Origin of the sequence: Ralstonia flaminis (assembly GCF_958415495.1) — a bacterium.
GTDB lineage: Bacteria > Pseudomonadota > Gammaproteobacteria > Burkholderiales > Burkholderiaceae > Ralstonia > Ralstonia flaminis.
Genome location: NZ_CATZLL010000012.1, coordinates 166,200 through 191,077, shown reverse-complemented (window position 1 = coordinate 191,077; position 24,878 = coordinate 166,200). Strand labels below are relative to the sequence as shown.

27 protein-coding genes are annotated in these 24,878 nt (G+C 63.9%); 11 read left to right on the top strand and 16 right to left on the bottom strand.

Annotation, left to right across the window (positions count from 1 at the left end; translation table 11 throughout):
- Positions 1 to 30 precede the first annotated feature (30 nt).
- The gene (gene mutS, locus R2N11_RS18760) at positions 31 to 2,682 is read left to right on the top strand and encodes a DNA mismatch repair protein MutS (protein ID WP_316681956.1); all 2,652 of its coding nucleotides are present in this window, start codon (positions 31 to 33) and stop codon (positions 2,680 to 2,682) included.
- Positions 2,682 to 3,764 carry a metallophosphoesterase family protein gene (locus R2N11_RS18755; RefSeq protein ID WP_316681955.1) on the top strand — a complete coding sequence of 361 codons (1,083 nt, stop codon included), beginning with the start codon at positions 2,682 to 2,684 and terminating at the stop codon, positions 3,762 to 3,764. Before mutS ends, R2N11_RS18755 begins: the two co-directional genes overlap by 1 nt.
- Positions 3,765 to 3,815: 51 nt before the next feature.
- Here the strand turns inward: R2N11_RS18755 and R2N11_RS18750 are convergent, their stop codons facing one another.
- A complete protein-coding gene (locus R2N11_RS18750; protein ID WP_199027132.1) occupies positions 3,816 to 4,340 on the bottom strand; it encodes an FKBP-type peptidyl-prolyl cis-trans isomerase in 525 nt (174 codons plus the stop codon).
- Positions 4,341 to 4,351: 11 nt separating this feature from the next.
- Between R2N11_RS18750 and R2N11_RS18745 the strand changes: the two genes are divergently transcribed.
- Positions 4,352 to 5,581 carry a ribosomal protein uL16 3-hydroxylase gene (locus tag R2N11_RS18745; protein WP_316681954.1) on the top strand — a complete coding sequence of 410 codons (1,230 nt, stop codon included), beginning with the start codon at positions 4,352 to 4,354 and terminating at the stop codon, positions 5,579 to 5,581.
- A gap of 238 nt (positions 5,582 to 5,819) precedes the next feature.
- Entirely contained in the window at positions 5,820 to 6,077 is a 258-nt protein-coding gene (locus tag R2N11_RS18740) for a hypothetical protein (RefSeq protein WP_316681953.1), read from the top strand.
- A 135-nt stretch (positions 6,078 to 6,212) separates the two neighbouring features.
- On the opposite strand, the gene R2N11_RS18735 is transcribed toward R2N11_RS18740, so the two are convergent.
- From R2N11_RS18735 to R2N11_RS18700, 8 genes are all read right to left on the bottom strand, one after another.
- Entirely contained in the window at positions 6,213 to 6,998 is a 786-nt protein-coding gene (locus R2N11_RS18735; protein ID WP_316681952.1) for an MBL fold metallo-hydrolase, read from the bottom strand.
- Positions 6,999 to 7,032: 34 nt separating this feature from the next.
- Entirely contained in the window at positions 7,033 to 8,241 is a 1,209-nt protein-coding gene (bamC, locus tag R2N11_RS18730; protein ID WP_316681951.1) for an NlpB/DapX family lipoprotein, read from the bottom strand.
- A 49-nt stretch (positions 8,242 to 8,290) separates the two neighbouring features.
- Positions 8,291 to 9,175, bottom strand: coding sequence for a 4-hydroxy-tetrahydrodipicolinate synthase (dapA, locus tag R2N11_RS18725; RefSeq protein WP_199033177.1), 885 nt, complete (start codon positions 9,173 to 9,175; stop codon positions 8,291 to 8,293).
- Positions 9,176 to 9,304: 129 nt separating this feature from the next.
- Entirely contained in the window at positions 9,305 to 9,871 is a 567-nt protein-coding gene (locus R2N11_RS18720; RefSeq protein ID WP_316681950.1) for a class I SAM-dependent methyltransferase, read from the bottom strand.
- Between the two features lie 8 nt (positions 9,872 to 9,879).
- On the bottom strand, positions 9,880 to 11,082 hold the full coding sequence (locus R2N11_RS18715; RefSeq protein ID WP_316681949.1) for a tryptophan--tRNA ligase: 1,203 nt from the start codon (positions 11,080 to 11,082) through the stop codon (positions 9,880 to 9,882).
- Between the two features lie 21 nt (positions 11,083 to 11,103).
- Positions 11,104 to 11,769: a site-2 protease family protein gene (locus R2N11_RS18710; protein WP_199033109.1), complete on the bottom strand. Its 666-nt coding sequence runs from the start codon at positions 11,767 to 11,769 to the stop codon at positions 11,104 to 11,106.
- Positions 11,770 to 11,834: 65 nt separating this feature from the next.
- Positions 11,835 to 12,458, bottom strand: coding sequence for an L-threonylcarbamoyladenylate synthase (locus tag R2N11_RS18705; RefSeq protein ID WP_199033110.1), 624 nt, complete (start codon positions 12,456 to 12,458; stop codon positions 11,835 to 11,837).
- Between the two features lie 36 nt (positions 12,459 to 12,494).
- Complete coding sequence (locus R2N11_RS18700) at positions 12,495 to 13,355, bottom strand: 3',5'-nucleoside bisphosphate phosphatase (RefSeq protein ID WP_199033111.1); 861 nt, start codon at positions 13,353 to 13,355, stop codon at positions 12,495 to 12,497.
- 162 nt (positions 13,356 to 13,517) lie between these two features.
- Here R2N11_RS18700 and R2N11_RS18695 point away from each other — a divergent pair, with 162 nt between their 5' ends.
- From R2N11_RS18695 to R2N11_RS18680, 4 genes are read left to right on the top strand one after another with little or no spacing between them, the layout of a single operon-like run.
- Complete coding sequence (locus tag R2N11_RS18695) at positions 13,518 to 14,597, top strand: NAD(P)/FAD-dependent oxidoreductase (protein ID WP_316681948.1); 1,080 nt, start codon at positions 13,518 to 13,520, stop codon at positions 14,595 to 14,597.
- A complete protein-coding gene (locus R2N11_RS18690; RefSeq protein WP_316681947.1) occupies positions 14,598 to 15,092 on the top strand; it encodes a hypothetical protein in 495 nt (164 codons plus the stop codon). It abuts the gene before it with no gap.
- Positions 15,089 to 15,631, top strand: a complete 543-nt coding sequence (locus tag R2N11_RS18685) for a DUF4166 domain-containing protein (protein WP_316681946.1) — start codon at positions 15,089 to 15,091, stop codon at positions 15,629 to 15,631. Before R2N11_RS18690 ends, R2N11_RS18685 begins: the two co-directional genes overlap by 4 nt.
- The gene (locus R2N11_RS18680; RefSeq protein WP_199031779.1) at positions 15,628 to 16,017 is read left to right on the top strand and encodes a thiol-disulfide oxidoreductase DCC family protein; all 390 of its coding nucleotides are present in this window, start codon (positions 15,628 to 15,630) and stop codon (positions 16,015 to 16,017) included. The genes R2N11_RS18685 and R2N11_RS18680 overlap by 4 nt, the downstream gene beginning before the upstream one ends.
- Positions 16,018 to 16,029: 12 nt before the next feature.
- Here the strand turns inward: R2N11_RS18680 and R2N11_RS18675 are convergent, their stop codons facing one another.
- Both R2N11_RS18675 and R2N11_RS18670 read right to left on the bottom strand, forming a co-directional pair.
- Positions 16,030 to 16,947, bottom strand: a complete 918-nt coding sequence (locus R2N11_RS18675; protein WP_316681945.1) for an alpha/beta fold hydrolase — start codon at positions 16,945 to 16,947, stop codon at positions 16,030 to 16,032.
- 84 nt (positions 16,948 to 17,031) lie between these two features.
- Positions 17,032 to 17,901 carry a ferritin-like domain-containing protein gene (locus R2N11_RS18670; protein ID WP_430715453.1) on the bottom strand — a complete coding sequence of 290 codons (870 nt, stop codon included), beginning with the start codon at positions 17,899 to 17,901 and terminating at the stop codon, positions 17,032 to 17,034.
- Between the two features lie 100 nt (positions 17,902 to 18,001).
- On the opposite strand from R2N11_RS18670, the gene R2N11_RS18665 reads away from it, so the two are divergent.
- The 3 genes from R2N11_RS18665 to R2N11_RS18655 all read left to right on the top strand — a co-directional run bounded on the left by R2N11_RS18665 (position 18,002) and on the right by R2N11_RS18655 (position 20,054).
- Positions 18,002 to 18,529 (top strand): gamma carbonic anhydrase family protein, encoded by a 528-nt coding sequence (locus tag R2N11_RS18665; RefSeq protein ID WP_021194083.1) that lies wholly within the window; start codon positions 18,002 to 18,004, stop codon positions 18,527 to 18,529.
- A complete protein-coding gene (gene hslO / locus R2N11_RS18660) occupies positions 18,526 to 19,539 on the top strand; it encodes an Hsp33 family molecular chaperone HslO (protein WP_199031781.1) in 1,014 nt (337 codons plus the stop codon). The genes R2N11_RS18665 and hslO overlap by 4 nt, the downstream gene beginning before the upstream one ends.
- Before the next feature lie 104 nt (positions 19,540 to 19,643).
- A complete protein-coding gene (locus R2N11_RS18655) occupies positions 19,644 to 20,054 on the top strand; it encodes a hypothetical protein (protein ID WP_316681943.1) in 411 nt (136 codons plus the stop codon).
- Positions 20,055 to 20,111: 57 nt separating this feature from the next.
- Here R2N11_RS18655 and ftsB read toward each other — a convergent pair whose 3' ends face one another.
- The 5 genes from ftsB to pyrG form a co-directional block, all read right to left on the bottom strand.
- Entirely contained in the window at positions 20,112 to 20,447 is a 336-nt protein-coding gene (ftsB, locus tag R2N11_RS18650) for a cell division protein FtsB (RefSeq protein WP_199031783.1), read from the bottom strand.
- A 98-nt stretch (positions 20,448 to 20,545) separates the two neighbouring features.
- The gene (gene eno / locus R2N11_RS18645) at positions 20,546 to 21,829 is read right to left on the bottom strand and encodes a phosphopyruvate hydratase (RefSeq protein WP_004626133.1); all 1,284 of its coding nucleotides are present in this window, start codon (positions 21,827 to 21,829) and stop codon (positions 20,546 to 20,548) included.
- A 54-nt stretch (positions 21,830 to 21,883) separates the two neighbouring features.
- Entirely contained in the window at positions 21,884 to 22,174 is a 291-nt protein-coding gene (locus R2N11_RS18640) for a DUF1330 domain-containing protein (RefSeq protein ID WP_316681942.1), read from the bottom strand.
- Between the two features lie 81 nt (positions 22,175 to 22,255).
- Positions 22,256 to 23,110, bottom strand: coding sequence for a 3-deoxy-8-phosphooctulonate synthase (gene kdsA, locus R2N11_RS18635; RefSeq protein WP_316681941.1), 855 nt, complete (start codon positions 23,108 to 23,110; stop codon positions 22,256 to 22,258).
- Positions 23,111 to 23,133: 23 nt separating this feature from the next.
- Entirely contained in the window at positions 23,134 to 24,798 is a 1,665-nt protein-coding gene (gene pyrG / locus R2N11_RS18630; protein ID WP_199031786.1) for a CTP synthase, read from the bottom strand.
- Positions 24,799 to 24,878 lie beyond the last annotated feature (80 nt).

Sequence of the window (24,878 nt, the reverse complement as noted above, 5' to 3'; positions counted from 1 at the left end):
CGCGCCGCGCCTTAGTACTCATTGCACCGCATGGCTGAACACTCCGCTCCAGCTCTGGAGATCGACCCGAAATACGGCCCCTTCGACAAGCACACCCCGATGATGCAGCAATACTTGCGGCTCAAATCGGGACATCCGCACACGCTTGTCTTCTATCGCATGGGCGATTTCTACGAGCTCTTCTTTGAAGACGCCGAGAAAGCCTCGCGCCTGCTCGACATCACGCTCACCGCGCGCGGCAGCTCCAACGGACACCCGATCCGCATGGCCGGCATTCCGTTCCACGCCGCCGAGCAATACCTCGCCAAGCTGGTCAAACTGGGTGAATCGGTCGCCATCTGCGAGCAGATCGGTGACCCAGCCACCACCAAGGGCCCGGTCGAACGCAAAGTTGTGCGCGTGGTCACGCCCGGCACGCTCACCGATGCGGCGTTGCTTTCAGACAAGGTCAACAACCACCTGCTGGCCATCGCACACCTGCCAGGCAAGCGCGGCGCCGCGCCGCTGATCGGCCTGGCGTGGCTCAACCTCGTCGGCGGTGAGCTGCGCATGATGGAATGCAGCCCCGACCAGCTCGAGCGCGAACTCGAACGCATTCGCCCTGCCGAAGTGCTGGCCGATGACGCCACGCTCAACGCCATCGCCTTCGACGTTGCCCGCACGCGCCTGCCCGATTGGCACTTCGACGTGGAAGCCGGCGCACGCCGTCTGCGTGAGCAATTGGGCGTGGCAAGCCTCGTCGCCTTCGGCGCGGAAACGTTGACGGCTGCACTGGCCGCCGCTGGCGCGCTGCTGAACTACGCGGCGGCCACGCAGGGCCAGTCGCTGCGGCACGTGATCGGCCTGACCGTCGAGCACGAGAGCGAATTCATCGGCCTGGACACCGCCACGCGCCGCAATCTGGAACTGACGGAAACGCTGCGCGGGCAGGAGTCGCCCACGTTGTTCTCGCTACTCGACACCTGCGCCACCAGCATGGGCAGCCGCCTGCTGCGCCACTGGCTGCATCACCCGCTGCGTGAGCGCGCGGTGCCGCAGGCGCGTCAACAGGCCATCGAAGTGCTGCTCGGCAGCGATTGGCAGACGCTGCGTGCAACGCTGCGCACGCTGTCGGATGTGGAACGCATTACCGGGCGACTGGCATTGCTGAGCGCCCGCCCACGCGATCTGTCTTCGCTGCGCGACACGCTTGCGCGGCTACCGGAAATCCGCGAGGAGTTGCCGCAAAGCGATGCTGCCCCGTTGCTGGCCGAGTTGTATGCCGCGCTCACCCTGCCCGAAGATGCGCACGCCCTGCTCCAGCGCGCCGTCATGGCCGAGCCCGCGGCGATGGTGCGCGACGGCGGCGTCATCGCCCGTGGCTATGATGCCGACCTCGACGAGTTGCGCGACATCTCCGAGAACTGCGGCCAGTTCCTTGTCGACCTGGAAACACGGGAGCGCGAGCGCACCGGCATTGCCAACCTGCGCGTCGAGTACAACCGCGTGCACGGCTTCTACATCGAAGTCACCAACGGCCAGGCCGCCAAGGTGCCCGATGACTACCGCCGCCGCCAAACGCTCAAGAACGCCGAGCGCTACATCACGCCCGAACTGAAAGCGTTTGAAGACAAGGCACTCTCCGCGCAGGACCGCGCCCTGTCGCGTGAAAAACTCCTCTACGAAGAGCTGCTGCAGAAGCTGCTGCCGCACCTGGCCGAGTTCAAGCGCATCGCTGCCGCGCTGGCGCAGGCCGACGTACTGGCCACGCTAGCCGAACGTGCACACGCGCTGTCATGGTCGCGCCCAACGTTGACGGAGGCCCCCGGCATCGAGCTGGTGCGTGCGCGCCATCCGGTGGTTGAACAGCAGGTCGAACAGTTCGTCGCCAATGACTGCGTATTGCAGGAAGCACGCAAGCTGCTGCTCATCACCGGCCCGAACATGGGCGGTAAATCAACCTTCATGCGCCAGACCGCGCTGGTCGTACTGCTCGCCTACGTAGGCGCCTTTGTGCCGGCGGAGAGCGCCACCATCGGCCCGATCGACCGCATCTTCACGCGTATCGGCGCAGCAGACGATCTGGCGGGCGGGCGCTCGACCTTCATGGTCGAGATGACCGAAGCCGCTGCCATCCTGCACCGCGCCACGGCCAACAGCCTGGTGCTGATGGATGAGATCGGGCGTGGCACGAGTACCTTCGATGGCCTGGCGCTTGCCTGGGCGATCGCGCGCCATCTGCTGTCGCACAACCGCAGCCACACGCTGTTCGCCACGCACTATTTCGAGCTGACGCAACTGCCGCAGGAGTTTGCACAGGCCGCCAACGTGCACCTCTCGGCCGTAGAACATGGCGATGGCATCGTCTTCCTGCACGCTGTGCAAGAAGGCCCGGCCAGCCAGAGCTATGGTTTGCAGGTTGCACAGCTGGCAGGCGTGCCGCAGCCGGTCATCCGTGCCGCGCGCAAGCGACTGGCTTGGCTGGAGCAGCATTCCGCCGACACTGGCGCAACACCACAGCTTGACCTGTTCGCGCTTACTGCAGATACGCCTATCGACGGCGACGACGATGATGCGGATGCCCAAGCACCCAATAACGCATTGACTGATGCGTTGGCAGGCATCGACCCCGACGACATGACGCCGCGTGAAGCGCTTGACGCACTGTACCGGCTCAAGGCGCTGTCCACCCCATCTGCCTGATGACCCGGCCCTGCTCGGTTTCTTGCACACTCAAAGGCATCGCCATCGTGTTGGCGATGCTGGTGCCGGCCGCCGGAGCAGCAGCCGCGCCCAAGGATTCAAAGCCCACCGCACCGCCCGGTTTCACCTTTGCGGTCATCGGCAACGTGCCCGAGCGCGCCGACGAGGAAGGCCCGGCACGCACACTGCTCGATGCGATCGACGCTGAGCATCCGGCCTTTGTGGTTCATCTGGGCAACCTGAAAGGCCGCGATGAGTCTTGTGCCGATCCCCTGCTCGAAGCGCGCCACGATCTGCTCGACAGCCGGAGCGCGCCGCTCATCTACATTCCGGGTGACCACGACTGGAGCGACTGCCAGCGCCCCGCCGCCGGCCGCTTCGACCCGATCGAACGCCTGCTGCGCCTACGCGAGTTGTTCTACCCTGACGACAACACGCTCGGTCAGCGCGCCATGACGATCATGCGCCAGTCCGATCAGGCCAAGTTCCGCAGCTACCGCGAGAACACCCGCTGGGAAACCGGCGGCGTGCTGTTCGTCACCCTCAACGTGCCCGGCGACAACAACAACTACAAGAACGCCGGTGGCCGCAACGGCGAATACGAAGACCGCCTCGAAGCCAATCGCCAGTGGCTGGCACGCGCCTTCGCCGTTGCCCGACAGCGCAAGGCGCCCGGCGTAGTCATCATGATGCAGGCCGACCCGCTGTTCGAAGACGGCTGGGAGCGGCGCCGCGCGCCAAACCTGCTCGACGGCCTGCTGCGCCGCCGCCCGCACGATGGCTATCTGGCACTCAAGCGCCAGTTGCGCACCCTTACGCGCGACTACGACGGCGCCGTCCTGCTCATCCACGGCGCCAGCCAGACCTTCCTGCTCGACCGTCCGCTCAAGGATGAAGACGGTCGCCCAGACCCGCATGTCATGCGCGCGCGCACGTATGGCTCGCCCACGCTCGATCAATGGCTGGAAGTCTCGGTCACGCCGGGCCGCGCGCCGCTATTTCATGTGCGCGGCCGCCGTATCGCCAGCGAACCGCCGCCGGACGCAGTACCCACGCCAGTGCAGCCCATACCAGCGCAATAAAAAACGGGAGCCAAGGCTCCCGTTTCGTATGTGTGCTGCAGAATCAGGCGATCAGTGCAGCGTGTGCGGCTTGTCGTCTTCGTCCTCGTCGACCACTTCAAGGCCGGTCTCGCCATGCACGTGGCCGTGCTCGACCTCTTCGGCAGTGGCTTCACGCACGTCCGTCACCTTCAGATCGAAGCGCAGCGCCATGCCGGCCAGCGGATGGTTACCATCCAGCACAACCTTGTCTTCCGCCACGTCCGTGACGGTGTAGACGACGGCGTCTTCCTCGTCGCCGTCTTCAGGCACGCCTTCGAACTGCATGCCGACTTCGAGCGGCTCCGGAAAGCGATCACGCGGCTCGATCTTGATCAGCTCCTGGTCGTACTCGCCAAAAGCGTCGTCCGGTTCCAGCTGCAGCTTCGTCTCGAAGCCTTGCTCATGGCCGTCCAGCGCTTCCTCGATTTTGGGGAACGTGCCATCATAGCCGCCGTGCAAGTACACCATCGGCTCATCGGACTCCTCGATGACGTTACCCTGCGCGTCGGACAGTTTGTAAGCCACCGACACCACCGTATTCTTCGCGATTTTCAATTGCGCACTCCATGAACGAAGTCTCATTATACGCTGCCGATGGCGGCGTCCAACCCGCTCTTCCGGCGGGGCGTCCGGCACAGTTGCTGGGTGGTCTGTCACCGCGCGATTTCATGCGCACGCACTGGCAAAGGAAACCCCTACTGATCCGCCAGGCGCTCTCGCCTGACGAGATGCGTGCACTGCACTTTCCACTGTCACCCGAACGGGTGCTGGCGCTGGCGCAACGTCCGGACGTCGAGTCCCGGCTGATCGCACAATCACGCGGGCGCTGGTCCTTCACGCAAGGCCCGTTTGACGAGCGCCCCCTTCCCTCGCGCAAGACGCGCAACTGGTCAGTGCTCGTGCAGGGTGCGAACCTCGTGGAACCGGCGGTTGAAGCGCTGATGCAGCGTTTCCGCTTTATTCCCGACGCACGGCTCGACGACGTGATGATCAGCTTCGCGACTGACGGCGGCGGTGTCGGCCCGCATTTCGATTCGTACGACGTGTTCCTGCTGCAAGCCCATGGCAAGCGCCGCTGGCGCATTTCGGCACAGGACGATCTAACCCTCGTGCCGGACCTGCCGCTCAAGATCCTCGCCAACTTCCAGCCCGAAGAAGAGTTTGTGCTCGAACCCGGTGACATGCTGTACCTGCCCCCGCACTACGCGCACGACGGTGTGGCCGAGGGCGACTGCATGACGTATTCGATCGGCTTTCGCTCGCCGTCGTACCGGGAACTTGCCGGCCACTTTCTCGGCTTCCTCTCTCAAACGCTGGAAGACGATCCTAACTTTGAAGGTCGCTACACCGACCCCGAACAGAAGCCCACGGAGCATCCCGGCGAACTGCCTGCCGCCATGGTCAAAGCGCTCACACAGAAGCTCAACGCGCTGCGCTGGACACCCGAGCTTGTCGGCGAATTCCTCGGCGCCTATCTGTCGGAACCAAAAGACCACGTCGACTTCATCACCCAGCCGCGCCTGCCGCTCGCACGCTTCACCGCCCGAGCACGCAAGGAAGGCATCGTGCTGGATGCGCGCACGCAGGCGCTCTACAGCAGTCAGCACTTCTGGATCAACGGTGACACGTTCGAGCCGGCGGGTACGCTGCTTGCGTGGCTGTCCGCGTTGGCGGACCAGCGCGGCGCAAGCGGAGCATCCGTCGATGCAGCGGCCGATCTGCCCGACCTCATGGACACGTTGCATGCCTGGTACGAAGAAGGTTGGCTGCGTCTGGCAGGGCCTGGAGCGCGCTGATTCGCGCTGAAACAGATCGTTACAAAAGCGCATGAATCCCGCCTGCTGTAGGCCGGACTCGGCTACACAGGGTGTGTAAAGGTCGCTATAATCCGACGCTAGCTTGCTGGCCGGGGTTGCTTTTGTGCAGCTCGGCTGGAAGCACAGAAGAAGGTGTAGTTCTAGAGCGATAATTACCGGTAATTATTCATCGCCCTTTCTGTTGTCCGCTTTCCATATTCAGTTTAAGGATCGAAAAATGAAAAAGTCTCTCCTGATCGCCTCGCTGATGGCTGCTGTGGCTCTGGCTGCTTGCGGTAAGAAGGAAGAAGCTGCTGCTCCGGCTGCTGCTCCGGAAGCTTCGGCTCCGGCTGCTGCTCCGGCCGCTCCGGCTGCTTCGGACGCCGCTGCTGCTCCGGCTGCTTCGGACGCTGCTGCTCCGATGGCCCCGGCTGCTTCGGACGCCGCCGCTTCGGCTCCGGCTGCAGAAGCTTCGGCTCCGGCTGCCAAGCAATAATCGCGTTTCTCGCGAGACAAAAAAGCCGACCTTCGGGTCGGCTTTTTTCATGGGCGCGTAACCAGGCAATATCGCTGCCAACTCCACCCGCCACTCAAAGTTGTATCTGAATCTTACAAGGCGCAGTTTTCGACACTAAACCGCGTGCCAGGGTAACCCTTCCTCCTGATCCGCGATCGGCACGTCGCCGGCATCAATACCCAGCGCCACAGCAATCGCCTGACCCGCCAACAAGGGCGTGTTGTTCTGCCTGGACAAATGCGCAGCCACTACGGTCTGCAAGGCAGCATGCCTTACGCGCGTAAGAATCGCGCTGGCGATATCGTTGGCCAAATGACCAAAATCCCCACCGATACGCTGCTTCAATGACCACGGATACGCCGAATTGGCGAGCATCTCCCGGTCGTGATTGCATTCCAGCACAAGCGCGTGCATGTTTTCTAGATGCGCGCACAAGTACTCGGTTGACATGCCAGCGTCTGTCAGCACGCCAAGGTAGCGCGCCCCGTCATTGAAGACGAACTGCAGCGGCTCACGCGCATCGTGCGGCACGGTGTACGGCAGTATCTGCAGGTCACCTACGCTGAAAACGTCGTCGGCACGGCAGAAGCGCACCGCTGCACGATCTGCACCGCGCAAGTTCACGGTGGCGCGATAGGTGCCGTGGCTAGTCCAGACGGGGATGTTGTATTTGGCAGCAACCGCGTAGGCGCTACCAACATGATCACCATGCTCGTGCGTGACGAGAATGGCGTTGAGGGTCTCCGGCGCGCAGCCAAGGCGTTCGAGCCGGCGCACGGTTTCGCGGATACCGAATCCGCAGTCGAGCAGGATGCGCGTGCTCGTCGTTCCATCCGTGGATTCGACAAGCAGCGCATTGCCTTCACTGCCGCTGCCGAGGCTGGCGAATCTCAGTGTCATCGCCCACCCAGGCAGCCGTACCGCATGAAGCCGATTACCGCAGTTGCTCGTCGAGCAGCGACAGAATGCGCTTGCCGATGTCGCCAGTCTGCGCCGAGCCGTCGTCGTTCTGAACCAGCACCGTCGACGAAGCACCGCCGTCCTTGACCACCACGCGATAGCGCTTGGCACGCTTGAGGTCTTCAATCTTCGTTCCCGAGAACAGGCGCGAGAAGAAGCCCGGCGCATTCGCTTCGGCCTTGGTGTCCGCATAGCGGACGAAGTACACGCCTTGCGTGCGGTCGCGGTCATCCACGGTGAAGTTCACGCGATCCAGCGCCAGACCCACGGTGCGCCACGCGCGATCGAAGGGTTCCGGTACGTTCAACACCGGTTGACCATTTGCCTGCGCCAGCAGCGACGGTCCGGCAGTGCGTGCAGCCTGCACACCCTCAGTCGCCTTCGCGCCCGCTTCCACCGGGTGGGCAGCCTGTGTCTGCACGAGCTTCTGCTGCGCAGCTTCCTTGCTGGCGCCCAGACGCTGCATCAGGCGCGAGAGGAACTCAGCTTCCAGCTCAGGATCTGCCGGACGCGGCGTCCATACGGTCTGATCCTTGGAGGAGCCGACCAGTTGTTCCTGCGCGCCACGGTGCGAGATGTAGACCTCGACCGTACCGCTCGGGCCCTTCTCAATGCGCGTGCGGAACTTGTCGCGCTCACCCGTCGAATACAGGCCATCGAACACCTTGCCGACCGTGCGACGGATGATGTCCTGCGGAATCTTCGCGCGATTCTCGGCCCAGTCGGTTTCCATGATGCCGGTCTCGGGCGAGTCGATCACCAGCAGGAAGCCCAGCTCTTGCCAGAACGTGCGCAGTTGCGGCCACAGGGCGTCCGGCGTGGTCTTCACAACCAGCCAGCGTTGATTGCCGTCGCGCTCGATGCGCATGTCCGACACGGCGGGCAGCACGTTGTCGGCGCCCGAGCCGGGCGTCGTAACCTTCGGGGCCGTCGACGTGTAGGCCGACAGCGTGGTCGTACCCGTATCCGGCGCAGCATAACGACGGTCAGCCTGGACGCTGGTCAGGTCAGGCGGGACTTCCAGCGTCGGGCCCTTCTTGGCCTGCGACTTGTAATCGATGCGGTCCGGCTGCATCACCTCATTGACGGTATCGCAACCGGAAATCATGGCAACCGACAGCGCGGCCAGCAACAGTTGAGCGGACGTCGCCACAGCCCCGCGACGGGTTTGGAGCAGTTTCATTGACTTGCGATCCTTCAAACGAGAACGATGGCTTGTAAGCCGGTGAACATCAGGAGAGCAGCCCGGCATCCTTCAGGGATGCACGCACCACTTCGTGATACTGGGGAGCCAGCGGCGTCAACGGCAGGCGGATACCGCCTTCCATCATGCCCATGGCTTGCAGGGCCCACTTGACGGGAATCGGATTCGATTCAACGAACAAGTTCTTATGCACCGACAGCAGTTGCATGTGGATGCGGCGTGCCGTCTCCACGTCGCCGCGCATGGCGGCAGCGCACAACTCGTGCATGGCGCGCGGCGCCACGTTAGCGGTGACGGAGATGTTGCCATGACCGCCCAGCAGCATCAGCGCGATGGCAGTCGGATCATCCCCGCTGTAGATCTTGAACGAAGCCGGAGCACCCTTGATGAGCTGCGCAGCACGGTCGATGTTGCCGGTGGCTTCCTTCACGCCGATGATGCCAGGCACTTCGGCCAGACGCAGCATGGTCTCGACCGTCATATCGGCCACGGTACGGCCCGGCACGTTGTACAGGATGACCGGCAGATCGACCGACTCGGCCACCTTGCGGAAGTGCAAGACCATGCCTTCCTGCGTCGGCTTGTTGTAATACGGCACGACCTGCAACGAAGCATCGGCGCCCACCTGCTTAGCGTAGGCCGTCAGTTCGATGGCCTCCACGGTGGAGTTGCCACCGGTACCGGCGATGATGGGGATGCGCTTGTTGGCCTGCTCGACCGCCACGCGGATCAGCTCACGGTGCTCTTCCACCGACACCGTCGGGGATTCGCCGCTGGTGCCGACGATGACGATGCCGTCGGTGCCTTCAGCGATGTGCCAGTCGATGAGCTTGCGCAGGGACGGGAAATCAAGGCTGCCGTCCTCGTGCATGGGCGTGACGATGGCGACGAGACTGCCGGAAATCTGGGTCATGGTTTCGAAAACAAACAAAAGCGTCAACGTAAACAGTCGGATTGTACCGGAAGGTCAAAACGAATTCGCCACATCGAATGCTGCCAAGAGACGCTCAGGTGACAAATTGGGCCCCTGTACTCAGCAACTTCAAAGTGCATATCGGGGTGCCGCATCCCCTGAGCGCTCGCGTACCGCGCAAACCCGCTGCAAGTAAGCCTCTCGGGGCGACGAGACAAAACCGTCTTCGTAACCGATCACACGCAATTGACCCTGCACGGCACTCAGCAATTCGCCGGGTAGCAGCAGGAATGCCGGATTGGACGGTTTCCCGACAGTTTCGTTTCCGATGGCAAAAGTTTCGTAGATCAGGCGCCCGCCCGGCGCAACCGCCGCCAGCAGCTGCGGCCACAGCGGCCGATGCAGGTAGTTGGTGACAACCACCGCGTCGAATGCGGCATCGGCCGGCAATGGCCAAGGACCACCCTCGATGTCTGCGACCACGGTTTCAGCGATGCCCGCAAGCCCGGCAAGTGCTGCGGCATCCCGGTCAACACCGGTCACGCGCAGACCACGCGCCATGAGCCAACGTGCATGCCGGCCACTGCCACAGGCCACATCCAGCACAGACGCGCCAGCCGGCAATTCAGCCGCCCATCGCGCCACCCAAGCGGACGGCGCGGCGAGCGTATGCGGATCGAGCGCAGCAGTGGTCATCAGCGGCGTCAGCTGTAGGCCAGGCCCATCGCCTCGCGCACCTCACGCATCGTCTCTTGCGTGACCTTGCGGGCATTGTCGCAACCGTCGGCGATGATGGCGCGCAGCAGGGACGGATCGTCCATGTACTTCTGGGCGCGTTCGAGCATCGGCTGCTGCTCGCGCAGGATGCCTTCGATCACGGGCTGCTTGCACTCCAGGCAACCGATGCCGGCGCTGCGGCAGCCCTTCTGCACCCACTCCTTCGTGTCTGCGTCAGAGTAGACCTGGTGCAGTTGCCAGACCGGGCACTTGTCCGGATCGCCCGGGTCAGTGCGGCGCACACGGGCCGGGTCGGTCGGCATGGTGCGAACCTTTTTCTCGACGCTTTCCTTATCCTCGCGCATACGGATCGTGTTGCCGTAAGACTTGGACATCTTCTGGCCGTCGAGGCCAGGCATGCGCGATGCCTCCGTCAGCAGCACCTGCGGTTCGGGCAGGATGATCTTGCGTGCGCCTTCCAGATAGCCGAACAAGCGCTCGCGGTCGCCCATCGAGAGGCTCTGCGATTCGGCCAGCAGTGCGCGGGCCTGTTCCAGCGCTTCGTCTTCGCCGCGCTCCTGATAGGCGGTACGCAGTTCGAGATACAGCTTGGCGCGCTTGCCGCCGAGCTTCTTGGCCGCCTCCAGCGCCTTCTCTTCGAAGCCGGGCTCGCGGCCGTACAGGTAGTTGAAGCGGCGGGCGACTTCGCGCGTCATTTCGACGTGCGGCACCTGGTCTTCGCCCACCGGCACGAAGCCGGCGCGGTAGATCAGGATATCGGCGGCCTGCAGCAGCGGATAACCGAGGAAGCCGTAGGTGGAGAGGTCCTTCTCCTTGAGCTTCTCGATCTGGTCCTTGTAGGTCGGCACGCGTTCGAGCCAGCCCAGCGGCGTGCCCATCGACAGCAGCAGGAACAACTCGGCGTGCTCCGGCACACGGCTCTGGATGAACAGCGTCGCCTGCGACGGGTCAACGCCGGCGGCCAGCCAGTCGATCAGCATTTCCCACACGGACGCCTCGATCACCTCGGGCGATTCGTAGTGCGTGGTCAGCGCGTGCCAGTCGGCGACGAAGAAGAAGCACGGGTATTCGGCCTGCAGCCGGACCCAGTTTTTCAGAACGCCGTGGTAGTGCCCCAGGTGCAGAGCACCGGTCGGACGCATGCCGGAGAGTACGCGGTCAGGAAACATGTGGGAAATGGATTGGGAGACTTAAGAAAACAGCATCTGCAGTGGGCTCAGGATCCACTGCAGCAGTTGAAACAGCAGCGCCATGATCGGGCGCATCCAGACGTTGGTGATGACGTTGGAGATGATCAGCGCCATCACGATAAAGAAGCCGAACGGCTCGATGCGCGACAGGCCCAGCGCCATCCGCGGCGGCAGTAACGCCGCCAGCACGCGCCCGCCATCGAGCGGGGGCAGTGGAAACATGTTGAACGCTGCCATCACCATATTGACCAGAATGCCCGCGCGCGCCATGCCGATCAGGAATGGCTCGTTCACACCGCCCACGGCAAACAGCACCGCCAACACGCCCCAGACAATCGCCTGGATAAAGTTGGAGGCCGGCCCGGCCAGCGCCACCCACATGCCATGCCAACGCGGATCACGCAGGCGGCCGAAGCGCACAGGCACTGGCTTTGCATAGCCGAATACGAACGCACCCTTGGTGGCGAAATACAGTAGCAGCGGCATCGCAATCGTGCCGATGGGATCAATGTGCCGCAGCGGGTTGATGCTGATGCGGCCCATCACATAGGCCGTGTCGTCGCCAAAGTGCTTGGCGACATAGCCGTGCGCCGCCTCATGCAACGTGATGGCGAACAGGACGGGGATCGCGTAAACCGCGATGTTCTGGATCAGTGTGGGGTCCATAGGCGGGCTATTGTAGCAAGCGCGCGCGGCGGCACGCCGGCCGCACATAGCGCATCGGCACGTGCCTACAGGCCAACGCGGGCCGGATCGCCCCGCCCAAGACGCACAAGCTCCGGCTCGCCACTGGTCAAGTCGATAACGGTGGTGGGCTCGGCCGGGGCTGGCCCGCCGTCGATGACGAGTTCGAGCTGCTTCTCCAGCCGCTCGCGGATGGTCTCGGCCTCGTTCAGCGGCGCATCGTCGCCGGGCAATTGCAGCGTGGAGGTGAGCAGCGGCTCGCCCAGTTCGGCCATCAGCGCCAGGGGAATCGCGTGTTCCGGTACACGCAGGCCGATGGTCTTGCGCGACGGGTGCGAGAGCCGGCGTGGCACCTCCTTGGTCGCTTCGAGCAGGAACACGAACGGCCCCGGCGTGGCCGCCTTCACCACGCGGTACTGCTTGTTGTCGACGCGTGCAAATGTGGCCAGCTCAGAAAGGTCCCGGCACATCAGCGCGAGGTGTTGCTTCTCGTCGATGCCGCGTACGCGGCGCAGGCGCTCCACGGCCGACTTGTCGTCCAGATGGCAGGCCAGTGCGTAGCAGGAATCGGTGGGCAGCGCGACCAGGCCCCCCGCGCGGATGATTTCCGCCGCCTGGCGAATCAAGCGCCCTTGCGGCGTGGTCGGGTGAATCTGGAAGAACTGGGACATGCGGGGTGCTGGGGATGGGTTGGGTGGACGATGGGGTTAAGACATCCACCGGCTCCACACCGGCGTCAGGTTGTCGGGCAGCGGCGGAAGCTCGCCCAGTTCAATGCGGCCTTCGCCCGGGCCGTGGAAATCCGAGCCACGCGAGGCCAGCAAGCCATAGCGGCGTGCCACATCGGCGTACAGCGCATATTGATCGGGCGTATGGCTGCCGGTAATGACTTCAACGCCCTCACCACCCAGATCCTTGAATTCGTCGAACAGCGCGCTGTGCTCGACCAGCGAGAGCGTGTAACGGCCCGGATGCGCCATCACCGCGACACCGCCGGCGCCCTTGATCCACCCGATTGCCTCAGTCAGACGTGACCAGCGGTGCGGCACGTAGCCCGGTTTGCCTTCGCCAAGGTAGCGACTGAACACTTCCTGAATATCGCGGCAGTGGCCATGCTCGACCAGGAAGCGCGCGAAGTGGGTGCGCGAGATCATGTCCGGGTTGCCGGCGTAGCCCAGCGCGCCCTCATAGGCATCTTGGATACCCAGCTTGGCAAGCGCCTCACTCATGTCTTCCGCGCGGGCGCAGCGGCCCGAGCGTGTGCGCTCCAGCCCCTGCACCAGCTCGGCGTTGTCCGGGTCGATGCCCAAACCAACGATGTGCAGTGTGCGCCCAGCCCAGGTGACGGAAATCTCCACGCCCGACAGATAGGCCATGCCAAGCGACTCGGCCGCCTCTCGCGCGGCCGCTTGTCCGCCCACTTCGTCGTGATCGGTCAGCGCCCACAGCGTCACACCATGCGCAGCGGCACGCGCAGCCACGTCTTGCGGCGCAAGCAGACCGTCCGACACCGTGGAGTGACAGTGCAGATCAGCGTTGCGGGTGGAGGCAGTAGAAAGATTAGGCATTCCGTCATTTTACTGCTGCGACGCGGAATCGGGGGGCCGCCCGCACCACTCGGCGTCGATCGGGAAAAGACCGGGAAGACCCGACTACTCGTGGCGGTGTTGGCGGCCCATGGCCCGCCGCACGCTATAGTGGCCGCATTGTTTCGTTCTCTTCGCTTTGCCATGACCACCCCAGCCACCCTCCCCGCCAATTCCGCTCAGTCGGTCGAACAGCGCGTCGACGTGCTCGTGGTGGGTGCCGGGCCGGTTGGCCTGTTCGCGGCGTTCCAGGCGGGCGTCCTGGGGCTGTCGTGCGTCCTGGTGGATGCACTGGACCGCCCGGGCGGCCAGTGCACCGAGCTGTATCCGGAAAAGCCGATCTACGACATCCCCGCGCTGGTGTCTTGCACCGCGCAGGAACTCGTCGACCGGCTGATGGCCCAGTGCGCGCCGTTCAACTACCCCATCCTGTGTGGCCGGCGCGCTGAAACGGTGGAAACCATCCAAGGCGAGCACGGCCAGCGGTTCCGCGTCACCACCAGTGCCGGCGACGTCTTCGACTGTGCAGCCGTGCTTATCACGGCTGGCAATGGCGCCTTTGCCCCGCAACGCGTGTCCCTGCCCGAGGCTGCGGCATTGGAAGGTCGCCACGTGCACTACGCCGTGCGCGACACCGCCCGCTTTGCAGGCAAGCGGGTCGTGATTGCCGGCGGCGGAGATTCCGCGCTCGACTGGGCACTGGCGCTGCGCAAGACTGCCGCGCGCGTCACGCTCGTGCACCGGCGTGAAGGCTTCCGCGCTGCCGATGCCTCCGTTGCCGAGATGCGCGCCGCCGTTGCTGCGGGTGAGATGGACTTCGTGCTCGGCATGCTCTCGCGGCTGGACAGTACGCCCGATGGCACGCTCACCGGCGTCGCAGTCCGCGGGCGCGAGGGCGAAGTCACCTTGCCCTGCGATGAGGTGATTGCACTGTATGGACTGGTTTCCGAGCCCGGCCCGATCGCCAACTGGGGCGTGGAAATGCGTGCCGGCCGCATCGCAGTGGAAACCACCGCGTATGAAACTTCACGGCCCGGCGTCTTTGCCGCTGGCGATATCGCGCTGTATCCGAACAAGCAAAAGCTGATCCTCTCGGGCTTCCACGAGGTGGCGATGGCGCTGCGCCGCGCATACCGCTACGCGAACCCTGACAAGGCGCTGGTGCACACACACTCAAGCAACGACGCTGGACTACAAACCAAGCTGCATGTGACGGCGGGTTGAATGGTCGCGCCCCTGCGTGCAGCGCACGTCGTTGTCATCGGCGGCTACGGCTTTTTCGGGCAGCGGCTGGTCGAGCGCCTGTCCGTCCACGCGTCGCTGACGGTGACGATTGCCGGGCGATCACTGACGCAGGCACAGGCCCTGACCGCACTGGTGCGGGCTGGCATCGTCAACGATTGGTCGCGACACACGCGCTGGCTGAAAGCCGTATCCGACTGGTTCCTGCACTGGGGCTCAGATGTGGGCGGCATGCACCTGCGTGTCGAAGGCGGGGATGCCGACGGCACCTTGCACTCGCGCCTGTGGCACCTGCTAGCCGTTCGCGGCGACGGCCCTTACGTGCCGACACTCGCTGCCGCAGCGCTGGTCCGTCGGCTCCTGGAAGGCAAACTGCCGCAGTGTGGAGCAATGCCGTGCGTCGGCTTGCTGACGCTGGACGACTTTGCGCGCGAAACCGATGGCCTGGCGATCACGATGCGTGAGGCGCGGGCATGACCGCCTCGCTCTATGAAACGGTGCTCGGCACACAGTACGCGCAGCTTGCGCCCGCCGTGCAGGCCTTTCATCGGATGGCCGGGCTGGTGACACTGCGCGGCGAGGTCGAGACAGAGCCGCCCGCTACCTGCATGGCACGCGGCCTAGCCTGGTGCATTCGCACACCACGCACACCGACGCGCGGCCCAATCCGTTTCACACTCGACGCCACCGCCACCCAAGAGACCTGGACACGCCATTTCCCGCGCCAGACGATGCGCTCCACGCTGTCGCTGCATCAGGGGCGCATCATGGAGCGGCTGGGCGCAGTACGTCTCTTCTTTGCGCTGGAAGCGGAGCACGGCATGCTGCGGATGCGCCTGGAGGGCTTGCGCTTCCTCGGCATCCCCTGCCCTGCGTGGCTGCGGCCGGCCGTCGTGGCCGAAGAAACCGGCAACGGTGACCGCCTCCACTTCAACGTGCGCGCCAGCGTGCCATTGCTCGGTGTGGTTGCTGCGTACCGCGGCTACCTGGATCTGACAACGAGGGAGCCCGCATGATCGTTGTCTATGACGCGCACTGCCTGCTGTGCAGCGGCTTCACACAATTCCTGCTTCGACACGATCGACAAGGTGTGCTGCGCTTTGCATCGATGCAGGGAGCGACCGGGCGACAACTGCTCGCGCAGGCAGGCGTCGATCCGGACGATGTTGATACGGTGCTCTTCGTGCGCGATGGCCATGCATGGCGCGAAAGTGCCGCCGTACTGCGCATCCTGCATGAGCTTGGCTGGCCGTGGCGGCTGGCGTGGGCGGGTTGGCTGATCCCGGTGCCGCTGCGTGACGCGCTCTATCGCTGCGTCGCGCGCAACCGTTACCGGTGGTTTGGACGTTCAGATACCTGCATCCTGCCGCCACCCGGCGCAGTACAGCGTTTTCTCGACTGAGGCCGGCGCGGTTCAGCCATGCTGACAGAACTCCTCGATCAACATGGCCACCTGTTCCGGCTGATCGTGGTGCAGCATATGGCCCGCCTCGGCGATCAACACTTCGCGGAAATCCGGAAACGCCGCAAAGCGCGTCTTGAATTCCGGCAGCGGTGTCTCGCCCGCAATCGCCTTGAGCGTGGGTGAGTCGACGGCCTCGACGTGCAGCACAGGCGCGGTCACGCGGCGCCAGATTTCCATCACCTCATCCAAGCGATAGAGCTGCGGGTTGATGATCTTGTGCGCAGGATCACCAAGGATTTCCCAGCGGCCGTCGGCGCCCTGATGCGACCAGTGCTGCGCGAGAAATGCGGCCTTGTCCGCCGGCAGGCGCGGGTTGGTCTTCTGCAGGCGCGCGGCAACGTCTTCGACGGTGGCGTATGTGTTCAGGCGCGGCTTGTCCTTCAGTTCATCCAGCCAGCGCGCATACCGGCGCGGCGCCTGCGAAGCCTTGGAAGCCGTCATGCCGAAGCCCTCCAGATCGACCACGCGGCGCACGCGCTCGGGCCGGATGCCGGCGTACAGGCACACCACGTTGGCGCCCAGGCTGTGGCCGACCAGCGTCACCTGCCCCTCCGGCTGGTAGTGATCGACAATGGCTTCCAGATCCGCCAGGTAGTCGGCAAACCAGTAGCACTCGACGCCGGGAGCATCCGTGGGCCGGGCGGTCTCGCCATAGCCGCGCCAATCCGGCGCCACGATGTGCCAGCGCTCGCGCAGCGCATCCACCAGAAACTGGAACGACGCCGACACATCCATCCAGCCGTGGAACAGGAACAGGATGGGCGCGCCCGGCTCGCCCCATTCGCGCACGTGATAGCGCAGGCCGCGTACATCCAGGTAGGTCGAACGGGAAGCTTGGCGCGTAGCCGGCGGCGTGGTCGAGGTCATGGTTTCCGTCATCGAATCAGCAAATAATCGAACGATCGTTCTTTTTCCGATGATTATAGCGATGACTGCCCGACCAGGTGCCGCTTAGAACGAGGCTTCCAGCGCAGCGATCTCGTCGTCGTCAAAACCAGCCTGGCGACGCGCATCGAGGTTGAATGGTCCGCGCAGGCGCGGTGCGCCGTACTGTTCGGCCAGCTTGCGATACGTCGGCAGCGGATCAAGCCCCGCTCGCTCGCACAGATGACGATACCAGCGGTTACCCACGGCCACGTGGCCGATCTCGTCGCGCAGGATGATGTCGAGGATGCCGGCGGCCTCCAGATCACCCGCCTGCGCCAGTTTGGCGCGTATGGGCGGCGAGGCATCAAGCCCGCGCGCCTCCAGCGTGCGTGGCACCAGCGCCATGCGCGCGAGCGGGTCGGCGGCGGTCTTTTCGGTCATCTGCCACAAGCCGTCGTGGGCAGGGTGATCGCCATACCGGCAATCGAGTGTGGCCAGATGCGCCGACAGCAGCGAGAAATGTGTCGCCTCCTCCGCCGCAACGCGCATCCAGTCCTGATAGAACACAATGGGCAAACCTGCGAAGCGCCAGACGGCATCAAGCGCGAGGTTGATGGCGTTGAACTCGATGTGCGCCAACGCATGCAGCAGCGCGGCACGTCCACGCGGCGTATCGATCGCGCGGCGGCGCGGCACCTCGGAGGGCGGCACAAGAACCGGTGCGTCGGGGCGACCAGGGATACCCGTGGCCGGCGCGGCAATCACCTCGTCGGCGCCCCAGGCGGCGGCTTCGGCACGTTGCGCGCGTTCGCCCAGGCGCAAGGTGGCGTCAACTTTGCTTGCAGGATCGGTGAGACACAACGCGGCCAGAGCGGCGTGGCGCAGGCTATCCGTGGGCGATTGGGCGGGGGACTGAAAAACGTTCATCAGCGTACAATTCGGGCTTTCCGCCATTTTAATTCGACGTGTCCGGCCTGCCCCTCTGGCAGGCTTGAAGACGCGCGCTTTTTCCCCACTTATTGGCCCACTGAGGCAGATTCTGGAGACCGATCGCATGGCCCTCTACCAACTCGGCGACGTTGCCCCGACCATTGACGAAAACGCCTACGTGGCCCCCGAAGCGACCGTCATCGGCCGCGTGGAGCTCAAGGCACGCGCAAGCGTCTGGCCCGGCGCCGTCATCCGCGGCGATAACGAGCCGATTACCGTGGGTGAGGCCAGCAACGTGCAGGAGGGCTCGGTGCTGCATACCGACCCGGGCTGCCCGCTGAACATCGGCGACCGCGTAACGATTGGCCACCAAGCCATGCTGCATGGCTGCACCATCGGCGAAGGCTCGCTGATCGGCATCCAGGCGGTGGTGCTTAATCGCGCGGTGATCGGCAAGAACTGCCTGGTGGGTGCGGGTGCGATCGTCACCGAAGGCAAGGTCTTCGAAGACGGCACGCTGATCCTGGGCGCGCCCGCCAAGGCCGTGCGCAAACTGACGGAAGACGACATCGCCAAGATGCACCTGAACACCGAAACTTATGCGGTGCGGCAGGCGATGTACAAGCAGCAACTGAAACGGATCGATGGATGACTGACGAGCTGAAGAAATTCGTATTTGACGCCGCGCCGGTGCGCGGTGAACTGGTGCGCCTGGAAGCAACCTGGCAAGAAATCCTGCGCCGCCGTCGCTACCCCGCCCCGGTCAGCACGCTGCTGGGCGAGATGATGGCAGCAGCCGCGCTGCTGTCGGCCAACCTCAAGTTCAACGGCGCGCTGGTCATGCAACTGCACGGTGATGGCCCAGTGCGCATGCTGGTGGTGGAGTGCAACTCTGACATGTCGATGCGCGCGACCGCCAAGATTGCCGAAGACGCCGAGATTGCCGACGATGCCACGCTGGCCTCGATGGTCAACGTGCACGGCCGCGGCCGCTTTGCCATCACGCTCGATCCGCACGACAAGCTGCCGGGCCAGCAGCCATACCAAGGCATCGTGCCGCTGTCAGACGAAACCGGACCGCTTTCCAACATGACCGAGGTGCTTGAGCAGTATATGCAGGCATCTGAGCAGCTCGACACGCGCCTCTGGCTGGCTGCCGACAATAAAGTCGCTTCGGGCATGCTGCTGCAGCGCCTGCCCTCGTACGGCGGCACCATGGAAGGCCGCCCCGACCGCGAGCCAGCACGGGTCGGAGAGACGGGCCAGCCGCTGCACAAGGACGTGCAGAAGCAGGATCTCGACACGTGGGAACGCGTCTGCCAGCTCGGCAACACGCTGCGCCGCGAAGAATTGCTCGAAGCGTCGATCGACACGCTCATCAAGCGGCTGTACTGGGAAGAGATGGAAGCTGCCGGCATCCGTATGTTCGAGCCATTGGCGCCGCACTTCCGCTGCTCGTGCTCGCGCCTGCGCGTGGGCGCCATGTTGCGCACGCTCGGCCAGCCCGAGATCGAGAGCATCCTGGAAGAGCGCGGCAAGGTGGAGATCGACTGCGAGTTCTGCGGTCAGCACTACAGCTTCGATGCGGTCGATTGTGCGCAGCTCTTCGCGCAGGAGACCGTCGCACAAGCCGTTCAAGGTGCATCCGGCCAACGCCATTGAGCACAGCGACATAGTATGAAGAAGCGTGGCGCGCGGCACTTATGGGTGCCGCCCACGCTCTAAGTCGCCAGTTCCCTCATCTGCCGCCTGCTGCGGAGCGCATCATGTCCAAGCCCATCACCCAGTCATTGAACCTGCCCAGCGCTGGCGCGCTCGTGCTGCCCGTGGTGGCAGCTTTGCTGGCATCGGCATGCGTTGCGGTTCCGCGCGGCCCGGGTGGTACGCCCTACACCGCGCGACTGCCGGCAGACGCCCAAACGCCTGCGCCCGCGGTACTGTCGGCGGAAGATCGCAAGAAACTGGATGATTTGAACGCCAAGGCGCTGCGCGAATCCGACCAGGCAGTCAAGCGCGATGCCGAGGCGCGCGCCTACGCGGCCACCCCCTACTACGCCCCTTATCCGTACCCATACTACGGTGGCTATTCGGTCTACTACGGCAGTGGATGGCGCCACCGTGGTGGCTGGGGAGTCAGCTACGGCGCGCCCGTCTGGGGCTATCCGTACTACTGGTAATTCCGGAAATCGGTTGGAAAGCAAACGCGGCACGAACGGCGCGTTCGCTCTGCACGTTCAATGCCGTTTCTGCTGCCCGGCCGGAGGCGGCGGAGGCGGTGGGGTTTCGCTGGTCTTGGGGGCCGGTGCCACGAACTGCACAAAACCTTCGTCGTCCTTGACCATCCCCAGTTCATAGCGCGCGCGCTCTTCGATAGCGCCCGTGCCCTCCCTCAGGTCCTTCACTTCGCCTTCCAGCTTGGTATTGCGCTGCTTGAGATCAACGTTGTGCTGATTCTGCGCGGTCACCTGCTTCTGCATGTCCCAGACACGTAGCCAACCGCCCTTACCCAACCAGAGCGGGTATTGGATGGCAAGCAACAACAGCAGCAGGAACAGCGTGATCAGGCGCATACAGTCAGGCGTTGGCGGCGGTACAACTCGCAGCCCCAAATACCACGCGACCGCCACAGCGGCGGTCGCACGGCCATCCGAGGCGAAACTGCGAAGGATTATCGCAGGTTATAGAACGCCGACTTGCCCGGGTAGCTGGCGATATCACCGAGGTCTTCTTCGATGCGCAGCAATTGGTTGTACTTGGCCATACGGTCCGAGCGCGACAGCGAGCCAGTCTTGATTTGACCGGCGTTCGTGCCAACGGCGATGTCAGCGATGGTGCTGTCCTCCGTTTCGCCTGAGCGGTGCGAGATCACGGCGGTGTAGCCGGCGCGCTTGGCCATCTCGATGGCAGCGAACGTCTCGGTCAGCGTACCGATCTGGTTGATCTTGATGAGGATCGAATTGGCGATGCCCTTCTCGATGCCTTCCTTCAGGATCTTGGTGTTGGTGACGAACAGATCGTCGCCCACCAGTTGCACCTTCTTGCCGAGCTTGTCGGTCAGGGCCTTCCAGCCGGCCCAGTCGCTCTCGTGCATGCCGTCTTCGATCGACACGATCGGGAACTTGTCAGCCAGGTTCGCCAGGTAGTTGGCGAAGTCTTCCGACGACAGTTGCAGGCCTTCGCCTTCCAGGTGGTACTTGCCGTCTTTGTAGAACTCGGAAGCAGCGCAATCCAGCGCCAGCAGCACGTCTTCTCCGGCCTTGTAGCCAGCCTGCTCGATGGCCGACAGGATGGTGTTCAGGCACTCTTCGTTGCTGGCGAAGTTCGGTGCGAAGCCACCTTCGTCGCCCACGGCCGTGCTCATGCCCTTGTCTGCCAGGATCTTCTTCAGCGCGTGGAAGATCTCAGCGCCGCAGCGCAGGGCTTCGCGGAAGCTCGACTGGCCAACCGGCATCACCATGAATTCCTGGATGTCCAGGCTGTTGTTGGCGTGCGCGCCACCGTTGACGATATTCATCATCGGCACCGGCATCTGCATCGCGCCCGAACCACCGAAGTAGCGGTACAGTGGCAGGCCCGCTTCTTCGGCTGCGGCCTTGGCCACGGCCATCGACACGGCCAGCATGGCGTTGGCGCCCAGGCGGCTCTTGTTCTCGGTGCCGTCCAGGTCGATCAGGGTGCGGTCCAGGAACGCCTGTTCCGACGCGTCCAGGCCCATGATGGCCTCGGAGATTTCGGTGTTGATATGCTCGACCGCCTTGAGCACGCCCTTGCCCAGGTAGCGCGACTTGTCGCCGTCACGCAGTTCGATGGCTTCGCGCGAGCCGGTGGAGGCGCCCGAGGGCACCGCGGCGCGACCCATCACGCCCGATTCCAGCAGCACGTCGCATTCGACGGTGGGGTTGCCGCGCGAGTCCAGCACTTCGCGACCGATGATATCTACGATGGCACTCATGAAAATCCCTCTTGGTGTCTTAAAGCAGGTAACGCTACGAAGTCGGCAGGCGGCTTAGACGCCTTCGACCACGATCATGTTCATGTTGGCAGCCTTGGAGCGCGCTTCGCGGGCAGCGCGATACTCCTCGCTGTCATGGAAGGCCTTGGCCGCGTCGTAGCTCGGGAACTTGAGCACGACGATGCGGGTGGGGCTCCACTCGCCTTCCAGTGATTCGGTCTTGCCGCCACGCACCAGCGGCTCGGCGCCATGAACCTGCATGGCCTTGGTCGACAGCACCTTGTATTGCTCGTATTGCACGGGGTCCGTCACGTCCACGTACGCGAGGATGTAGCCAGCGGCCATGTGTCTCTCTCCGGAAGCTGAATCGAAAACTGAATTGGAAACGACAGCGGCGGCTGGTGGAGCCGCCGGTCGTCGGAAAAATCAGTCGAACTGATTTTCCTGGAAACCGCTGCGCTTGGTGAGCGCATCCAGTTCTTTCAGTACTGACAGCAAGTCTTTCATGCGGCGCAGCGGCACAGCATTCGGGCCGTCTGATTTTGCGCATGCGGGGTCCGGGTGCGTTTCCATGAACACGCCCGCCACACCCGTGGCGATGGCAGCACGCGCCAGCACCGGCACAAATTCACGCTGACCGCCGGAGCTGGTGCCTTGGCCGCCCGGCAGTTGCACCGAGTGCGTAGCGTCAAACACCACCGGCGCGCCCGTCTCGCGCATGATCGCCAGGGAGCGCATGTCCGACACGAGGTTGTTGTAGCCGAACGAGGCGCCGCGCTCACAGGCCATGAAGTTGTCTTCCGGCAGGCCGGCATCACGGGCCGCGTGACGCGCCTTGTCGATGACGTTCTTCATGTCGTGCGGCGCGAGGAACTGGCCCTTCTTGATATTGACGGGCTTGCCGCTCTGCGCACAGGCGCGGATGAAATCGGTCTGGCGGCACAGGAATGCCGGCGTCTGGAGCACGTCCACAACGCTGGCCACCGGTTTGATCTCATCGATCTCATGGATGTCGGTCAGCACCGGCACGCCCACCTGGCGGCGGACTTCTGCCAGGATACGCAGCCCCTCTTCCATGCCCAGACCGCGGAACGAGGCGTCCGACGAGCGGTTCGCCTTGTCGAACGACGACTTGTAGATGAACGGAATGCCCAGGGCACCCGTGATCTCCTTGAGCGTACCGGCGGTGTCGATCGCCATCTGCTCGGACTCGATCACGCAGGTGCCGGCAATCAGGAAGAACGGTTTGTCGAGGCCGACTTCGAAATCGCAGAGTTTCATGATGTTCCCGTGCGCCAGGCGCTTTAAGCGACAGCGCGTTGCGTGTTCTGCTGGTGATGCGCCAATGCGGCTTCCACGTAGGCCTTGAACAGCGGGTGACCGTCGCGCGGCGTCGAGGTGAATTCCGGGTGGAACTGCACGCCGACGAACCACGGGTGCATCGAACTCGGCAGCTCCATCATTTCCGGCAGGTTTTCCGACGGCGTGCGCGCCGAGATGATCATCCCGGCCTTTTCCAGCTGCGGTACGTAGTGGTTGTTCACCTCGTAGCGGTGACGATGGCGCTCGTTGACTTCCGCGCCGTAGATCGTCGCCGCCTTGGTGCCCGATTGCACCGGCACGCGCTGCGAACCCAGGCGCATGGTGCCGCCCATGTCCGAATCGGCCGAGCGCTTTTCCACCGCGCCGTCACGATCCAGCCACTCGGTGATGAGGGCCACCACCGGGTGTTGGGTCTCGTCGTTGAATTCCGTGCTGTTGGCGTCCGTCATGCCGGCCAGGTGGCGGGCAAATTCGATCACAGCCAGCTGCATCCCCAGGCAGATGCCCAGGTATGGCACACCCTTTTCACGGGCGTACTGGATCGCGCGGATCTTGCCTTCCGTACCGCGCTTGCCGAAGCCGCCCGGCACCAGGATCGCGTCCAGCGAATCCAGCACCTGCATGTGGCCCGACTCCAGCTCTTCGGAATCGATGTACTCGATGTTGACGCGCGTCGAGGTGTGCAGGCCAGCGTGGCGCAGCGCTTCAATGAGCGACTTGTACGACTCGGTCAGGTCGACATACTTGCCGACCATGCCGATGGTGATTTCGTGCTGCGGGTTCTCCAGCGTGTGCACCATGTGTGCCCACACCGACAGATCCGCCGGCGGCGCGTCGATACGCAGCTCTTCGCAGATGATGCGATCCAGCCCCTGCTCGTTGAGCATCTGCGGGATCTTGTAGATGGTGTCGACATCCCACACCGAGATGACCGCGTCCTGCGGCATGTTGGCGAAGAGCGAAATCTTCGCGCGCTCGTCGTCAGGAATCGGGCGGTCCGCGCGGCACAGCAGCGCGGTCGGCTGCACACCGATTTCACGCAGCTTCTGCACCGAGTGCTGGGTCGGCTTGGTCTTGAGTTCGCCAGCGCTGGCAATGAATGGCACCAGCGTCAGGTGAATGAACGCCGCCTGGTTGCGGCCCAGGCGCAGGCTCATCTGACGCGCGGCTTCCAGGAACGGCAGCGATTCAATATCACCCACCGTACCGCCGATTTCCACGATCGCCACGTCGGCCTTACCGTCGTGCGAGGCTGCTGCGCCGCGCTCGATGAACGCTTGAATCTCGTTGGTGATATGCGGAATGACCTGCACCGTCTTGCCGAGGTACTCGCCGCGACGCTCCTTGCGGATCACGGATTCATAGACTTGGCCGGTGGTGAAGTTGTTCGACTTGCGCATCTTGGCCGAGACGAAGCGCTCGTAGTGGCCAAGATCGAGGTCGGTTTCTGCGCCGTCCTCCGTCACAAACACCTCGCCGTGCTGCAGCGGGCTCATGGTGCCCGGGTCGACGTTGATGTAGGGATCGAGTTTGAGGAGGGTGACTTTGAGGCCGCGCGACTCAAGAATGGCCGCGAGCGAGGCGGCGGCGATGCCCTTGCCGAGTGAGGACACTACGCCACCGGTAACGAATACGAACTTGGTCATGACCTAGCTTGCCGGGGAAAGCCGGATTATAGCAAAGGTGCCTTGCCCGATCCGTGACAGAACGGTGGAATTTGCCCGAG

Bases quoted from the DNA above. Each gene is read 5' to 3' on its own strand.
- mutS (WP_316681956.1), top strand. From the start codon at position 31: ATGGCTGAACACTCCGCTCCAGCTCTGGAGATCGACCCGAAATACGGC.
- R2N11_RS18755 (WP_316681955.1), top strand. From the start codon at position 2,682: ATGACCCGGCCCTGCTCGGTTTCTTGCACACTCAAAGGCATCGCCATC.
- R2N11_RS18745 (WP_316681954.1), top strand. From the start codon at position 4,352: ATGAACGAAGTCTCATTATACGCTGCCGATGGCGGCGTCCAACCCGCT.
- R2N11_RS18740 (WP_316681953.1), top strand. From the start codon at position 5,820: ATGAAAAAGTCTCTCCTGATCGCCTCGCTGATGGCTGCTGTGGCTCTG.
- R2N11_RS18735 (WP_316681952.1), bottom strand. From the start codon at position 6,998: ATGACACTGAGATTCGCCAGCCTCGGCAGCGGCAGTGAAGGCAATGCG.
- bamC (WP_316681951.1), bottom strand. From the start codon at position 8,241: ATGAAACTGCTCCAAACCCGTCGCGGGGCTGTGGCGACGTCCGCTCAA.
- dapA (WP_199033177.1), bottom strand. From the start codon at position 9,175: ATGACCCAGATTTCCGGCAGTCTCGTCGCCATCGTCACGCCCATGCAC.
- R2N11_RS18720 (WP_316681950.1), bottom strand. From the start codon at position 9,871: ATGACCACTGCTGCGCTCGATCCGCATACGCTCGCCGCGCCGTCCGCT.
- R2N11_RS18715 (WP_316681949.1), bottom strand. From the start codon at position 11,082: ATGTTTCCTGACCGCGTACTCTCCGGCATGCGTCCGACCGGTGCTCTG.
- R2N11_RS18710 (WP_199033109.1), bottom strand. From the start codon at position 11,769: ATGGACCCCACACTGATCCAGAACATCGCGGTTTACGCGATCCCCGTC.
- R2N11_RS18705 (WP_199033110.1), bottom strand. From the start codon at position 12,458: ATGTCCCAGTTCTTCCAGATTCACCCGACCACGCCGCAAGGGCGCTTG.
- R2N11_RS18700 (WP_199033111.1), bottom strand. From the start codon at position 13,355: ATGCCTAATCTTTCTACTGCCTCCACCCGCAACGCTGATCTGCACTGT.
- R2N11_RS18695 (WP_316681948.1), top strand. From the start codon at position 13,518: ATGACCACCCCAGCCACCCTCCCCGCCAATTCCGCTCAGTCGGTCGAA.
- R2N11_RS18690 (WP_316681947.1), top strand. From the start codon at position 14,598: ATGGTCGCGCCCCTGCGTGCAGCGCACGTCGTTGTCATCGGCGGCTAC.
- R2N11_RS18685 (WP_316681946.1), top strand. From the start codon at position 15,089: ATGACCGCCTCGCTCTATGAAACGGTGCTCGGCACACAGTACGCGCAG.
- R2N11_RS18680 (WP_199031779.1), top strand. From the start codon at position 15,628: ATGATCGTTGTCTATGACGCGCACTGCCTGCTGTGCAGCGGCTTCACA.
- R2N11_RS18675 (WP_316681945.1), bottom strand. From the start codon at position 16,947: ATGACCTCGACCACGCCGCCGGCTACGCGCCAAGCTTCCCGTTCGACC.
- R2N11_RS18670 (WP_430715453.1), bottom strand. From the start codon at position 17,901: ATGGCGGAAAGCCCGAATTGTACGCTGATGAACGTTTTTCAGTCCCCC.
- R2N11_RS18665 (WP_021194083.1), top strand. From the start codon at position 18,002: ATGGCCCTCTACCAACTCGGCGACGTTGCCCCGACCATTGACGAAAAC.
- hslO (WP_199031781.1), top strand. From the start codon at position 18,526: ATGACTGACGAGCTGAAGAAATTCGTATTTGACGCCGCGCCGGTGCGC.
- R2N11_RS18655 (WP_316681943.1), top strand. From the start codon at position 19,644: ATGTCCAAGCCCATCACCCAGTCATTGAACCTGCCCAGCGCTGGCGCG.
- ftsB (WP_199031783.1), bottom strand. From the start codon at position 20,447: ATGCGCCTGATCACGCTGTTCCTGCTGCTGTTGTTGCTTGCCATCCAA.
- eno (WP_004626133.1), bottom strand. From the start codon at position 21,829: ATGAGTGCCATCGTAGATATCATCGGTCGCGAAGTGCTGGACTCGCGC.
- R2N11_RS18640 (WP_316681942.1), bottom strand. From the start codon at position 22,174: ATGGCCGCTGGCTACATCCTCGCGTACGTGGACGTGACGGACCCCGTG.
- kdsA (WP_316681941.1), bottom strand. From the start codon at position 23,110: ATGAAACTCTGCGATTTCGAAGTCGGCCTCGACAAACCGTTCTTCCTG.
- pyrG (WP_199031786.1), bottom strand. From the start codon at position 24,798: ATGACCAAGTTCGTATTCGTTACCGGTGGCGTAGTGTCCTCACTCGGC.